11 protein-coding genes are annotated in these 14451 nt (G+C 63.6%); 7 read left to right on the plus strand and 4 right to left on the minus strand.

Annotated elements, in window-relative coordinates; all coding sequences use genetic code 11:
- Nucleotides 1-24 precede the first annotated feature (24 nt).
- From AC1DKY_RS14045 to AC1DKY_RS14070, 6 genes are all read left to right on the plus strand, one after another.
- The gene (locus tag AC1DKY_RS14045; protein ID WP_441604394.1) at nt 25-2499 is read left to right on the plus strand and encodes an LPS-assembly protein LptD; all 2475 of its coding nucleotides are present in this window, start codon (nt 25-27) and stop codon (nt 2497-2499) included.
- Nucleotides 2500-2538: 39 nt separating this feature from the next.
- Nucleotides 2539-3888, plus strand: a complete 1350-nt coding sequence (locus AC1DKY_RS14050) for a peptidylprolyl isomerase (protein WP_441604395.1) — start codon at nt 2539-2541, stop codon at nt 3886-3888.
- A 7-nt stretch (nt 3889-3895) separates the two neighbouring features.
- Nucleotides 3896-4906, plus strand: a complete 1011-nt coding sequence (gene pdxA, locus AC1DKY_RS14055) for a 4-hydroxythreonine-4-phosphate dehydrogenase PdxA (RefSeq protein WP_441604396.1) — start codon at nt 3896-3898, stop codon at nt 4904-4906.
- Nucleotides 4903-5688 (plus strand): 16S rRNA (adenine(1518)-N(6)/adenine(1519)-N(6))-dimethyltransferase RsmA, encoded by a 786-nt coding sequence (rsmA, locus tag AC1DKY_RS14060; RefSeq protein ID WP_441604397.1) that lies wholly within the window; start codon nt 4903-4905, stop codon nt 5686-5688. Before pdxA ends, rsmA begins: the two co-directional genes overlap by 4 nt.
- 87 nt (nt 5689-5775) lie before the next feature.
- On the plus strand, nt 5776-6159 hold the full coding sequence (apaG, locus tag AC1DKY_RS14065; RefSeq protein WP_046972288.1) for a Co2+/Mg2+ efflux protein ApaG: 384 nt from the start codon (nt 5776-5778) through the stop codon (nt 6157-6159).
- The gene (locus AC1DKY_RS14070; protein WP_441604398.1) at nt 6159-7007 is read left to right on the plus strand and encodes a symmetrical bis(5'-nucleosyl)-tetraphosphatase; all 849 of its coding nucleotides are present in this window, start codon (nt 6159-6161) and stop codon (nt 7005-7007) included. Before apaG ends, AC1DKY_RS14070 begins: the two co-directional genes overlap by 1 nt.
- Before the next feature lie 143 nt (nt 7008-7150).
- Here the strand turns inward: AC1DKY_RS14070 and secA are convergent, their stop codons facing one another.
- Nucleotides 7151-9886 carry a preprotein translocase subunit SecA gene (gene secA / locus AC1DKY_RS14075; protein WP_441604399.1) on the minus strand — a complete coding sequence of 912 codons (2736 nt, stop codon included), beginning with the start codon at nt 9884-9886 and terminating at the stop codon, nt 7151-7153.
- A 244-nt stretch (nt 9887-10130) separates the two neighbouring features.
- Nucleotides 10131-11060 (minus strand): M23 family metallopeptidase, encoded by a 930-nt coding sequence (locus AC1DKY_RS14080; RefSeq protein ID WP_441604400.1) that lies wholly within the window; start codon nt 11058-11060, stop codon nt 10131-10133.
- Between the two features lie 30 nt (nt 11061-11090).
- On the opposite strand from AC1DKY_RS14080, the gene AC1DKY_RS14085 reads away from it, so the two are divergent.
- Nucleotides 11091-11573: a DciA family protein gene (locus tag AC1DKY_RS14085; RefSeq protein WP_441604401.1), complete on the plus strand. Its 483-nt coding sequence runs from the start codon at nt 11091-11093 to the stop codon at nt 11571-11573.
- Between the two features lie 234 nt (nt 11574-11807).
- Here AC1DKY_RS14085 and lpxC read toward each other — a convergent pair whose 3' ends face one another.
- Both lpxC and ftsZ read right to left on the minus strand, forming a co-directional pair.
- Nucleotides 11808-12722, minus strand: a complete 915-nt coding sequence (lpxC, locus tag AC1DKY_RS14090; RefSeq protein ID WP_046972236.1) for a UDP-3-O-acyl-N-acetylglucosamine deacetylase — start codon at nt 12720-12722, stop codon at nt 11808-11810.
- Nucleotides 12723-13183: 461 nt separating this feature from the next.
- Nucleotides 13184-14368 (minus strand): cell division protein FtsZ, encoded by a 1185-nt coding sequence (gene ftsZ / locus AC1DKY_RS14095; protein ID WP_441604402.1) that lies wholly within the window; start codon nt 14366-14368, stop codon nt 13184-13186.
- Nucleotides 14369-14451 lie beyond the last annotated feature (83 nt).

Below are 14451 nucleotides of genomic sequence, written 5' to 3' on the forward strand. Positions count from 1 at the left end.
CCTCACAGCCGACAGACTGCCATCGTGACGCCCAAGCTGCCTCCGCGCCACCTGCCCCCTCGCCGCCTGCTGGCGGTCGCCGCTGCCCTTGCCTTGTTCGGTGGCCCGGTTGAGGCCCAGTCGGCAGCCGAAGCGCAACCCGCACCCAGCCAGCCCAGCGCCCCCACCACGCCGAGCGTAGCGCCGCCGGCGACGTCGAACTGCCCGCTGGGCGCGTTCCGCTGCCCGACGCGGCCGCTGAACTACAACATGTGTCGCCCCAACGCGATGCTGTCGTTCTACGACCCGACCATGAGCAAGGACAGCTCGGTCCGCGAGACCTCCAATACCTATGTCGCCGCCCAGCGCGTGGACAGCTCCAACCAGAGCGTCTATCACCTGGAAGGCGACGTGAAAATGGACCGCGCCGACCAGCGCATGCAGGCCGACGTCGCCGACTACAGCGACGACACCACCGACTACGACGCGCGCGGCAACGTGCGCTATCAAGAAGTTGGCCAGCTGGTGTCGTCCGACCATATGCGCGGCAACCAGGATGCGAGCACGTCGATCGCGGACAACGTCAGCTACCAGATGCTGACCAATCGCGGCAACGGCGTGGCCACCCAGGGCCAGATGCTGGACGACCAGCGCAGCCGTTATTTCAACGCCACCTATTCCACCTGCGACGTGGGCAACCACGTGTGGGAAATCCATGCGAAGGACATCCGCATGGACAAGGAAACCGGCGAAGGCGTGGCGCACGACGCCACCATGTACTTGTACAACGTGCCGTTCTTCTGGCTGCCCACGTTCACCTTCCCGATCAACGATGATCGCAAGAGCGGCTTCCTGACCCCGACCGTCGGCAACTCCAGCCGCTCGGGTTTCATGATCAGCGCGCCGTATTACCTGAACCTCGCGCCGAACTACGACGCCACGCTCGACCCGCGCATCTACACCGATCGCGGCGTGATGCTGGCGAGCGAGTTTCGCTATCTCGTACCGGGCAGCACGGGCCAGGTGAACCTGGAGTTCCTGCCGCATGACAACGGCGCGAACGATCCCGACAGCACGGAAAACACCAAGGGCACCGATCGCTGGTTGCTGAAGCTTTACGACTCCACCCATCTGTACGGACCGTGGTCGCTCAACGCAGGCATCAACCTGGCCTCGGACCGCAACTATCTGCGCGACTTCGGCAACGACTTCTATACGACCACGACCAGCCAGCTGACTTCGTCGACGTATATCAACGGCGCGGGCAAGTGGGGCGCAGCGTTCTGGAACGCCAGCTTCGGCGCGGACTACTACCAGAATGCCGACTACTCGCTGCCGGACACGTCAGTGCAGTACAAGCGCTGGCCGCGCGCGACCTTCAACGTCGACTACCCGATCAACCGCTGGCTGGACGTGGGCGCCAATACCGAAGCGGTCGCCTTCCGCAAGGAAGACTCCGTCGAGGGCAACCGCCTGGATCTCTATCCGTACATTCAGGCCGATTTCCGCGGTGCAGCCTGGTTCGTAAAGCCCAGGGTCGCATATCGCTACACGGGCTACGACCTCACCGGCAACACGCAGCAATACGGTTATTACGGTCTACTCAGTTCCGGCACGACGTCGCCGTTCACCAGCAACTCGCCAAGCCGCTCACTGCCCATCGTGAGCGTGGACAGCGGCCTGGTGTTCGATCGCAGCACGTCGCTGTTCGGCACCGGCTACACGCAGACGCTTGAGCCGCGCCTGTATTACCTCTACGTGCCGTATCGCAACCAGAACAACCTGCCGTTGTTCGACACCAACCTGATGTCGTTCGACACCTGGGAGCTGTTCACGCCCAACACCTTCTCCGGCGCCGACCGCCAGGAGAACGCGAACAATCTCAGCGCCATGTTGACCTCGCGCCTGCTGGACGACAACGGCGTGGAGCGCCTGTCGGCGAGCTTCGGCCAGATCCGCTATTTCACCCAGCAGCGGGTGCAGATCCCCACCACCAACAACACGGCTCCGGCACCCACCAACTGGTCCGGCTCCGACTACATCATCGACCTCACCACCCAGCTCAATGACGACTGGAAGTTGATGTCGCAGTACCAGTGGAACCCGAATCTGGATCTCACGGACCTGGGCGCCATCACGCTGCAAAAGCGCATCAAGACCGACGGCATCCTCAATTTCTCCTACCGCTACCGTCGCACCCCCGGCACGGAACTGCCCCTGCTGGAACAATACGACGCTTCGATTGTCTATCCCGTCTCCGACCGCTGGCGCCTGATCGGCCACTGGACCTACTCGGTGCTCGACAAGAAGACCGTGGAGGCCCTGGCCGGCGTGGAGTACGACAGCTGCTGCGTGGCCCTGCGCCTGGTCGGCCGCCATTACGTGAATACCTACGACTACACCACCACGCTTGGCTCGGCCAACACGGCGATCATGTTCGAGGTGGAGTTCAAGGGCATGGGCGGCTTCACCGGCCAGTCGGAAAACGCCATCCGCAATGGTATTCTTGGTTATCAATAACTTCCCCTATCGCCCACGGCGATCGAAGGCCCCGTACTGATGAAGCAGCCTCTCGCGTTGTTCCTGCTCGCGGTCGCCACCGCGACCGCCCTGCCCGCCCATGCCCAGCTGCTGCCCCAGGCCGCAGGCCAGGGCAAGCAGCCGCTCGACCGTATCGTGGCGGTGGTGGACGAGGGTGTGATCCTGCAGAGCGAGCTGAACGAGGCCGTCCGTTCGGTCCAGCAGCAGTACGCCAGCAATCCCGGCCAGTTGCCGCCGATCGACGTGCTGCGCCGCCAGGTGCTTGACCGTCTGATCCTGATGAAGCTGCAGGTGCAGCGCGCCGACGACCAGGGCATCCGCGTCTCCGATGCGGACGTCGACCAGGCCGTGAACGCCGTGGCGCAGCAGAACAAAATGACGCCGGAGCAGCTGCGCGCCGCCGTGGAAGCGGACGGCAACAGCTTTGCCGCCTTCCGTCGCCAGCTGTCCGACCAGCTCGTCGCCCAGCGCCTGCATGACAGCGTGGTGCGCGACCAGGTGAGCATTACCGACAGCGAAATCAACAACATGCTGGCCAGTCCGTCCTACAAGGCGGGTGAGGTCCACCTGGCTCACATCCAGGTGAGCCTGCCGGCCGGCGCCACCGCCGCCGACATCAAGGCAGCTCAGGACAAGGCCAACCAGGCCGTCGAAGCCATCAAGGGCGGCATGGATTTCCACGCTGCAGCCATCCGCTATTCCGACGCACAGGACGCGCTCGACGGCGGCGACCTGGGCTTTCGCCGCATGGACGAGATCCCGCCGGCTTTTGCCGATGCGGTCGGCAACATGAAGGCGGGCGATGTCTCGCCGGCCATGCGCGGCCCTACCGGCTTCCACATTCTCAAGCTCATTGAGCAGCGTGCGCCGAGCCGCCAGGTGGTGCAGGAATACCACGCCCGCCAGATCCTGATCCGTCCCAGCGAACTGCTGACCGCCGAACAGGCTCACCAGAAGGCCGAGGACATCTACAGCCGCCTGGTCAACAAGCATGAAGACTTCGCCAAGCTGGCGAAGGAAAACTCCAAGGACGACACCACCGCCAACAATGGCGGCGACATGGGCTGGTTCATGCAGAACGACTGGGGCTCGACCATTGCCCAGCATCTGGGCGAGCTAAAGGACAATCAGGTGTCCCCGCCGTTCCAGAGCGAAGCGGGCTGGCACATCCTTGAGCGCCTGGGCACCCGTCAGAGCGACCGTACCGATGAGTTGTCGCGCAACCAGGCACGCCAGGCCATCGGCAACCGCAAGGCCGAGCAGGCCTATGAGGACTACCTGCGCGACATGCGTTCCGGCGCCTATGTGAACATCCTGGTGCCCGAGCTGCGTGACCCCAACGCGCCGCAGCCCGAAAAGTCGTCCTGAGGTCGCATTGAAGACCCAGACCCTGCCCCGACTGGCCATCACCGCAGGTGAGCCAGCGGGGATCGGTCCCGAGCTTGTCATCCGATTGGCCGCCACTCCGCTGGCGGCCAATTTCGTTGCGGTGACCGATCGCGGCCTGCTTGAACGCGCAGCCCGGCGCTGCGGGCAAACGGTCGAGCTGATCGACGACGACGGCAGCGACATCGTCGAGCGCCAGCCCGGCCAATTGCGCGTCCACCACATCGCGCTCGGCGCCACCGAGACACCGGGCACGCCCGATCCTGCCAATGCGCAGCACGTGCTCGCCACCCTGGCCGAGGCGGCCGATGGCTGCCTGCAGGGTCGCTACGCCGCCATCGTCACCGCGCCGCTCCAGAAGGCCTCGATCAACGAAGCCGGCATACCCTTCAGCGGCCACACCGAATTCTTCGCCGAACGCGCGGGCGCCGAGGTGGTGATGATGCTCGCCAGCCCGGAGCTGCGCGTGTCGCTGGCCACCACGCATCTGCCGCTGTCGGCGGTGCCCGCAGCGATCACCAGTGAGGCGCTGGTGCGCGTGCTGCGCATCGTGCATCGCGAGCTGCGCGATAAATTCGGTCTGGCCGAGCCGCGCATCGCCGTACTTGGCCTCAATCCGCATGCGGGCGAAGGCGGTCACCTCGGTCGCGAGGAACTGGACACCATCATCCCCACGCTCGAGTCGCTGCGCGCCGAAGGCATGCAGCTGCTGGGCCCGCTGCCCGCCGATACCGCCTTTGTGCCGGCGCTGCGCGAGCGTTACGACGCGGTGCTGGCGATGTATCACGACCAGGCGCTGCCGGTGCTCAAGAGCGAAGCGTTCGACCGCACGGTGAACCTCACGCTTGGCCTGCCTTTTATCCGCACCTCCGTCGACCATGGCACGGCGCTTGATCTGGCCGGCACCGGTCGCGCGGATCCGGCCAGCCTTATTGCAGCAACAAAGATGGCGCTTGAGCTCGTGGCACGACGCCGCGACATCGCGCAAGGACAAGCATGAACGCCCGCCCCAAGAAAAGTTTCGGCCAGCACTTCCTGCACGAGAAGCGCTATATCGAGCGCATCGTCAGCGCCATCTCGCCGCGTGCGGATGATTTCGTGGTGGAGATCGGCCCCGGTGAGGGCGCGCTCACGCTGCCGCTGCTCGCGGCGGCCGGCAAGCTCACCGCGATCGAGCTGGATACGGATCTGATCCCCGGCCTGCAGGCGCGTGCCGCCAGCGTGGGTGAGCTCAGCATCATCCATTCAGACGTGCTGAAAGTGGACTTCACCGCGCTGGCCCATCGCCACGGCGTGGAGCGCCTGCGCGTTGCCGGCAACCTGCCGTATTACATCTCCAGCCCGATCCTGTTCCATTGCGTGGAGCACGCCGCCGCGATCCAGGACATGCACTTCATGCTGCAGAAGGAAGTGGTGGATCGCATGGCCGCGGAGCCGGGCAGCAAAGTCTATGGACGTCTGTCCGTGATGTTGCAGCTGGTCTGCCGCGTCGAGCCGCTGTTCGTGGTGCCGCCGGGCGCCTTCCGGCCGCCGCCGAAGGTGGACTCGGCCGTGGTGCGACTGGTGCCGCTGGGTCCCGATCAGTTGCCCGATGCCGATCCCGAGCGCATTCATGCCATTGTGAAGGCCGCTTTCGCGCAGCGCCGCAAAACGCTGAACAATGCCCTGAAGAACGTGATGGACTCCAGCGCCATCATGGCCGCCGACGTGGACCCCAAGGCCCGCGCCGAAACACTTTCACCCCAGGACTACGTCCGACTCGCCCGTGTTCCGCACGGTTGATGCGCGATCCGTCGCTCGATGGCCCCCGATGCCATCGAGTGGCCTGCAGCTTTACCCATGCGCCCCGACAACCCGTACAATCGGGCCATGAATGAAAGATCTTCCTACACGATCGACGTGCAGGTCGAACCCCGCTTTGTCCCCGACCAATCTCGTCCCGGCGACAACCGCTACGTTTTCGCCTACACGATCACCCTGCACAACGCTGGCGATATCGCCGCGCGCCTGTTGACGCGTCACTGGGTCATCACCGACGCCAATGGCAAGGTCGAAGAAGTCACGGGTGAAGGTGTGGTGGGCGAGCAGCCGTGGATTCGTCCCGGCGACGAATACGAATACACCTCGGGCGCGGTACTGGAGACCTCGGTGGGCATCATGCAGGGCAGCTATCAAATGCTGGCCGATGACGGCACCCACTTCGAAGCGGCGATCCCGCCGTTCACCCTGTCGATTCCACGTACCCTGCACTGATGGCTACGTACGCAATCGGTGACGTGCAGGGCTGTCATCCCGAACTTGTACGCCTGCTCGACAAGATCCGCTTCGATCCCTCGGTGGACAAGCTGTGGTTTTGCGGCGACCTGGTCAATCGCGGCGGACAGTCGCTGCAGACGTTGCGGCTGATCCACAGCCTGCGCGAGCAATCGGTCGTCACACTCGGCAACCACGATCTCAGCCTGCTGGCGATCGGCCAGCGACGCCCCGAAGCGCAGTCCAAGGTGAATCCGGAACTGCGCGAAGTGCTGTTTGCCGACGACGCGCCCGTGCTGCTGGAATGGCTGCGCTCGCAGAAACTGCTGCATCACGATGAGCAGCTCAACTGGACGATGGTGCATGCGGGCCTGGCGCCCATGTGGACTCTGCGCCAGGCCCAGCGCTCGGCACAGGAGATCGAGCGCGAACTGGGTGGCCCGCGCCATCCGCGCCTGCTGAAGAATCTGTTCGGCAATCGCCCCGCGGCGTGGAACAGCCGCCTGCAAGGCGTCGAACGCATGCGCGCATCGATCAATACGCTCACGCGCATGCGTTACTGCGACATCCAGGGCCGCATCGACTTCGAGAGCAAGGGTATTCCCGGCACGCAAAAGCCCGGCATGTATCCGTGGTTCGAAGTGCCCGGCATGCGCCGGCGCGAGACGCGCATCGTCTGCGGCCACTGGTCGGCGCTGGGCCGTTTCGCGGGCATCGGCATCTACGCGATCGATACGGGTTGCGTTTGGGGCGGACAGCTCACGGCGATGCGCCTGGACACCGAAGAACCGCAATACATCACGGTCAATGCCGAGCCTTATCGAAAGAAGGTTCCTGACGGGGATTGAGCCATGCGGAAGCGCACCCTGTGCGCGACTGCGGCGTCGTGATGTTCATTGCTCCGTTGGCTGTCGCGCACAGGGTGCGCTCCCACAGACAAGCAAGACAATCCTGAGCAAAAAAAACCCCGCTTTCGCGGGGTTTTTGTTTATTAGCTGAGCTGACCGTGGCAATGCTTGTACTTCTTGCCAGAGCCGCAGGGGCAAGGATCATTGCGGCCGACGCGCGGCCCGTCCTGATCGGACGTACGGGCCGGCGCGGCCATGCTGCCGGCGGCCACCGCCTCGGCATCCATGCCCAGCGCACCCACCGGCGCACCACCACCGCTCGCCAGCATCTGGCGCTGCAGGCGGTCGGCCAGGCGCTGCTGCTCGGCTTCCATCGCGGCGACTTCTTCCTCGCTGCGCACGCGCACGCGCGCCAGCATCTGCACCACTTCGGCCTTGATGCGGTCGAGCATGCTGGAGAACAGCTCGAACGATTCGCGCTTGAACTCCTGCTTGGGCTGCTTCTGCGCGTAACCGCGCAGATAGATGCCCTGACGCAGGTAATCCATGCTCGCCAGGTGTTCCTTCCAGGCGTTGTCCACGACGCTCAGCATGATGTGCTTTTCAAGCTGGCGCATGGTCTCCACGCCGGTCTGCTGTTCCTTGGCCTTGAACAGCTGCTCCACCGCCTGGCGCACGTGCTCCAGGATCATCTTGTCGTCGATCTCATGCTGCTGATCGATCCAGGCCTTCAGATCGATCGACAGGCCGAACTCGCTTTCCAGCTCGCGATCCAGACCTGCGATATCCCACTGCTCGTCGATGCTGTCGGCCGGCACGTGGCGACGCACCAGTTCGGTCACCACATCGTCGCGGATGTCGGCGATCGTGTCGGACACATCGTCCACCACCAGCAGTTCGTCGCGCTGGGCGTAGATCACCTTGCGCTGGTCGTTGGCGACGTCGTCGAACTCCAGCAGGTGCTTGCGGATGTCGAAGTTGTGCTGCTCGACCTTGCGCTGCGCCTTTTCGATCTGGCGGCTGACCATGCGGTCTTCCAGCGCGTCTTCTTCCTTCATGCCGAACATGCGCATCCAGCGACCGACCCAGTCGCCCGCGAAGATGCGCAGCAGGTTGTCTTCCAGCGACAGGTAGAAGCGCGAAGAACCCGGATCGCCCTGACGGCCCGAACGACCGCGCAACTGGTTGTCGATACGACGCGATTCGTGACGCTCGGTACCCACGATGTGCAGGCCGCCGGCAGCCAGCACCTTCTCGTGCAGCTTCTTCCACTCGGCCTTGGCCTTGGTGCGGTCGGCGTCGCTGGCGTCTTCCGGCAGCAGCGCAAGCGCCGCTTCCAGGCTGCCGCCCAGCACGATGTCGGTACCGCGACCGGCCATGTTGGTGGCGATGGTGACGGAACCGGGCGCACCGGCCTGCGCCACGATGTGCGCTTCGCGCTCATGCTGCTTGGCGTTGAGCACCTCGTGCGCGATCTTTTCCTTGCGCAGCAGGTCCGACAGCAACTCGGACACTTCGATCGAAGTCGTACCCACCAGCACAGGCTGCCCGCGCTTGTGGCAGTCCTTGATGTCCTCGATCACCGCGCGGTACTTGGCCTGCTGGCCAAGGAAAACCATGTCGGCGTTGTCCTGGCGGATCATCGGCTTGTGGGTGGGGATCACCACCACTTCCAGGCCGTAGATCTGCTGGAATTCGTAGGCTTCCGTATCGGCCGTACCGGTCATGCCGGCCAGCTTCTTGTACATGCGGAACAGGTTCTGGAAGGTGATCGTGGCGAGCGTCTGGTTCTCGCGCTGGATCGGTACGCCTTCCTTCGCTTCCACCGCCTGATGCAGGCCATCGGACCAGCGACGGCCCGCCAGCGTACGGCCAGTGAACTCATCGACGATGATCACTTCGCCATCGCGCACGATGTAGTCAACGTCGCGGTGATAGATCGCATTGGCGCGCAACGCGGCATTCAAGTGATGCACGACGGCCAGGTTCTTCGAATCGTACAGACCGCTGTCCGCGTCGATCACGCCGGCCTGGCGCAGCAGTTCGTCAGCGTGCGACATGCCCTCTTCGGACAGATGCACCTGCTTCTGCTTTTCGTCGACGAAATAATCGCCGGCGGTGTCTTCCTTCTCCTGGCGGATCATCTTCGGCACGATCTTGTTCACCGCCAGGTACAGCTGCGGGGAATCTTCGGCCGGGCCGGAAATGATCAGCGGCGTGCGCGCTTCATCGATCAGGATGGAGTCCACTTCGTCGACGATGGCGTAGTGCAGGCCGCGCTGGTAGCGCTGGTCCTTGCTGAGCGCCATGTTGTCGCGCAGGTAGTCGAAACCGAATTCGTTGTTGGTGCCGTAGGTGATGTCGGCCGAGTAGGCCACGTGCTTGTCGGAGTGGTCCATGCCCGGCCACACCACGCCGGTGCTCAGGCCGAGGAAGCCATACAGCTTGCCCATCTGCGCCGAGTCGCGGCGAGCCAGGTAGTCGTTCACGGTGACGACGTGCACGCCCTTGCCTTCGAGGGCATTGAGGTAGACCGGCAGCGTACCAACCAGGGTCTTGCCCTCGCCCGTGCGCATTTCGGCGATCCGACCCGAATGCAGCACCATGCCGCCGATCAGCTGCACGTCGTAATGGCGCATGCCGAGCACGCGCTTGGCGCCCTCACGCACAACGGCAAAGGCTTCCGGCAGCAGCTTGTCCAGCGCCTCGCCGCCGGCGACGCGCTGCTTGAACTCGTCCGTCTTGGCGCGCAGCGCCTCGTCGCTCAGCTTCTCGAACTCGGGTTCCAACGCATTGATGCGCGCAACATTTTTGGAGAGCTGGCGCAGCACACGTTCGTTGCGGCTGCCAAAAAGGCTCGTCAGGGCACGATTGAGCATCGATCTTCCGGATCTAAGATTCATGAACGGCCTGCCGGGCAAATCCAGGCAGGACGAAAGGATTGATGATACTAGGGTCGGCGGGCTATCCCAAACGGCGCGTCACTACAGGCTTCGGCCGGCACCGAGACACAGCATTCCCTTGCGGGTACGCCGCAGACTCCCCCGATCATCGTCCCGCTCATGGAGTGGCGGCACGCCAGAAAGCTTTCAAGGGCGGCCTCAGCCACCCTTATGGGCGCGCTCAGCGATGGTTCTTCACAAAGGCCAGCGGATTGACCACGCGGCCCTTGTACCAGACCTCGAAATGCACATGGGAACCGGTGGAACGACCGGTGGAACCGGCCTCGGAGACCACGTCGCCAACGTGGACGCGCTGGCCCGGGCTGACCTCCAGCCTGCTGTTGTGGGCGTAGCGGGTCATGTAGCCATTGCCGTGGTCGATCTCGATGACCTCACCGTAACCCGTGCGCTCGCCGGCGTAGGTGACCATGCCCTCGGCCACCGCGTGGACCGGCGTGCCCTTGGGCGCCGAGATGTCCAGACCCGTGTGGTAGGCGCTATGACCGCTGAACGGGTCCGGGCGACCACCGAAATAAGAGGAGATATAGCCTTCGACCGGCATCCCGGTGGGCTTGAGATTGGACTCGATCTTTGCGTCCAGCAGCAGACTCTGCAGGGCCGAAAGCTGCGCCTGCTGGCTGTCGAACTGACTGGCCAGCTGGTTGATGCTGATGTCCAGGTTCTGCGGCAATGAGTAACCGCTGTCCGCGCTGTCTTCCACACCGCCGACCGCCGGCTGCTCGTCGAAATTGAATTCGCCATCGTCCAGCTTGCCGACCTGGGTCAGGCGCTCGCCCAGAGCGTTCAAACGGGTGGACTGCGCCTGCAACTGGCCCAGCTTGACCGCCAGCGCGTCGATATCGCGCTGAGCGTCCTTGCGTACTCCGCCCAGCTGCGCGTTCTGCTGTTGCACCTGTTGCCGAAGGCGGCGAATTTCCGCCAGCGCCCGGTCATGCGGACTGGCCACCGCCATGGCCACGGCGCCACCCAGACCCGCACAGGCGAGTACGCCAGCGGCGGCCACCGCAAACAGGCGCCAGCGAAGGCGTCGATCGGCGAGGTTCCAGGTTTTCGGCACCTTTTTGGTGCGGGACACAAGTATGATTTGCATATTGTTCTACGTCAGAAGATGTCGGCATCCATGCAGCGCGATGACTCAAAGCCTTATCGCCGCTCCGGTTCCGGCCTCAAAGCCATTACCGATTACGGCCCGATTGCCTCACTGGCCCGCAAAGCCCGTGAGCTTGATGCCTTGGATCGTGCACTGCGCCAGACGTTACCGTCACCACTCCGCGAACAGGTTCGCTTCGCCAACCTGAAAGACGGACGCCTCGTTTTTCTGGCTCCCTCGCCGGCTCTGGCCGCCAGGCTGCGCCTGCTCCAGGCGCAAATCCTCTCGACCGCACGTGCCGTAGGCACGTACGCCAGTTCAGTCACCGTGAAAGTGGCCCCCCAACCACCGACAGAAATCGTGCCGGATCGGTCAAAACCGCTTTCGCCAGCTGCGGCCTCTCACTTGAGAGCCGCCGCAGCCTCAACCACAGACCCCGAATTGCGGGAACTGTTCCTCGAGTTGGCGTCCATCGCCGAAGTTTCTGATTCCCGATCCGACGAAACCCCCTGACGCCGGGTTCCGGCTTGCTACTCCATTGACGCACTTCCCAGGCACCGGCCCTGGGGTCGGTGCTCATGGGTTTATACCACGCCCCCACGGACCCGATAGACCCTGATGTCATCAGTACGTGAACAGCTGCCAATAGAAGGCGCGAGGTATATCACAAAACGAACGGCCGCGTCCCTGGGACGCGGCCGTTCAGTTTGTTCAGGTTTGTCGAGGACTTAGCCGATCGCGAGGCGATCAGATCGCCTGTGCCGGGTGGGCGTAGGAGATCGGCGAGGTGGCCGGATCGTCCGCGAAGCTGACCTCTTCCCAGGCCGTGGCGTCGGCCATCAGGGTGCGCAGGAGCTTGTTGTTGAGCTCGTGGCCCGACTTGTGGGCGTAGTAGGCGCCGACCAGGCTGTGGCCGAGCAGGTAGAGATCGCCGATCGCGTCGAGGATCTTGTGCTTGACGAACTCGTCCTCGTAACGGAGGCCGTCTTCGTTGAGCACGCGGTAGTCGTCGAGCACCACGGCGTTGTCCATCGAGCCGCCGAGCGCGAGGTTGTGTTCGCGCAGCATTTCGATGTCACGCATGAAACCGAAGGTGCGAGCGCGGCTCACTTCCTTCACGAAAGAGGTGGTGGAGAAATCGATTTCGGCGCGCGAGGTGCGCTTGCTGATGATCGGGTGGTTGAACTCGATCGAGAAACCGACCTTGAAGCCTTCGAACGGCTCAAAGCTCGCCCACTTGTCGCCGTCCTGCACCTTGATCGGCTTCTTGATGCGGATAAAGCGCTTGGCGACGTTCTGTTCTTCGATGCCGGCCGACTGCAGCAGGAACACGAAGGGACCGGCGCTGCCGTCCATGATCGGCACTTCCGGAGCGGACAGGTCGACATAGGCGTTGTCGATACCGAGGCCGGCCATCGCCGAGAGCAGATGCTCCACCGTCGAAACACGGACTTCGCCATTGACGAGCGTGGTCGAAAGACGCGTGTCGCCGACGTTGTCGGGGCGTGCGTAAATTTCGACCGGCGGATTGAGATCGGTACGGCGGAACACGATGCCCGTATTGGGGGCAGCGGGGCGAAGCGTCATATACACCTTGTCGCCGGTATGCAGACCGACGCCGGTGGCGCGAATGATGTTCTTGAGCGTACGCTGCTTGATCATTTTTTTGGTACCTGTAAGGGGCAGCAGCCAATTTAGGGAACGGATGCTAACACAGTCTTAACCTGTGAAAAGGCGATCCGCGCCACACACACTGTTCACCCTTTCATGCTCCTTTCATTCACGAACGATTTCCGTTCGTGGGGTGCGCAGCACTTATCCAAGTACTTTCAATGACTTAACTGAAGCGCAACGCCCCGAACCGGGACGGGATCCGGTTTCGGGGCGTCGGACCAGGCCAGGAATCCATCCTGGCCGGTCATGCTCATCCGTGAGGCATGGCCCTACTACTCAAGAACGAGCACCGGAACGCCGTCAGTCAAGCCACCTCCCGCCCCGAAGGGCGGAAAAGCGGACTCGGGCAAGGGTTCCGCCGAGGCGGATCCCATGCGCGATTCGTTACTGACAAGTGAAACCGGCGATTTGTTCAATTTTTCTTCAAATTATTTGCCCAGTCAGCTTGTTCAGTCCGCCTGACGACGCAGGAACGCCGGAATGTCCAGGTAATCGAAGCTGGGGTCGGCGCTCTTGGCCGGGCCACCGGTCTCGACGCGGCTGGTGGTGGTGACCTCCGGCTGGGCGTAGTCGACCACTTCGTTGCCGGTGCCGGTACGCAGCACGACAGGACGCGGACGCTGGCGCATCTCCACCTGCTGGGCAATCACCGGGCGCTGCGGCTGACGGGCGGCGGTGGCGCGGTTGAGGCCGGTGGCCACGACCGTGACGCGCACGTCGTCCTGCATTTCCGCATCGAGCGAGGTGCCCATCACCACGGTGGCGTCTTCGCTGGCGAAGTCATGGATGATGCGACCGATCTCGTCAAATTCGCGCATGGTCAGGTTGGGACCGGCCGTGACGTTGACCAGGATGCCGCAGGCGCCGTTGAGATTGACGTCTTCCAGCAGCGGGTTGTTGATGGCGGCCTCGGCGGCAGCCTGGGCGCGGTCGTCGCCACGGGCGGTGCCCGAACCCATCATCGCCATGCCCATCTCGGACATCACCGTGCGCACGTCGGCAAAGTCGACGTTGATCAGGCCCGGGGCGGTGATCAGGTCGGCGATGCCCTGCACGGCGCCCAGCAGCACGTCGTTGGCGGCCTTGAACGCATTAAGCAGCGTCACTTCGCGACCGAGCACCGACAGCAGCTTCTCGTTCGGCACGGTGATCAGCGAGTCGACGTGCTGCGACAGGTCCTCGATGCCCTTGGCGGCGACCTGCATGCGGCGGCGACCTTCGAACGGGAACGGCTTGGTAACCACCGCGACGGTGAGGATGCCCTTTTCCTTGGCGAGCTGGGCCACGACCGGGGCGGCGCCCGTGCCGGTACCACCGCCCATGCCGGCGGTAATGAACACCATGTCCGCGCCTTCGAGCATTTCCTCGATGCGCTCGCGGTCTTCCAGTGCGGCCTGGCGGCCCACTTCCGGATTGGCGCCGGCACCCAGTCCCTTGGTGACATTGGCGCCCAGCTGCAGGTGCGTACGCGAGCCGCAGCTCTTCATGGCCTGCGAATCGGTATTGGCGACGACGAACTCGACGCCTTCGATGTTTGCATTAAGCATGTGTGCCACGGCATTTCCGCCGCCGCCGCCCACGCCGATGACCTTGATTACTGCATTGGGTGCGAGTTTTTCGATGAGTTCAAACATTTCCCGTCCTCCGTAGAGCATCGTTGTCGTTGTAACCGCGGGTGCTGACATTCCTGTCGCCCCGCGGTGGCGGACGAACATCC

The sequence above is a fragment of the Dyella sp. 01N448 genome, from assembly GCF_056399225.1.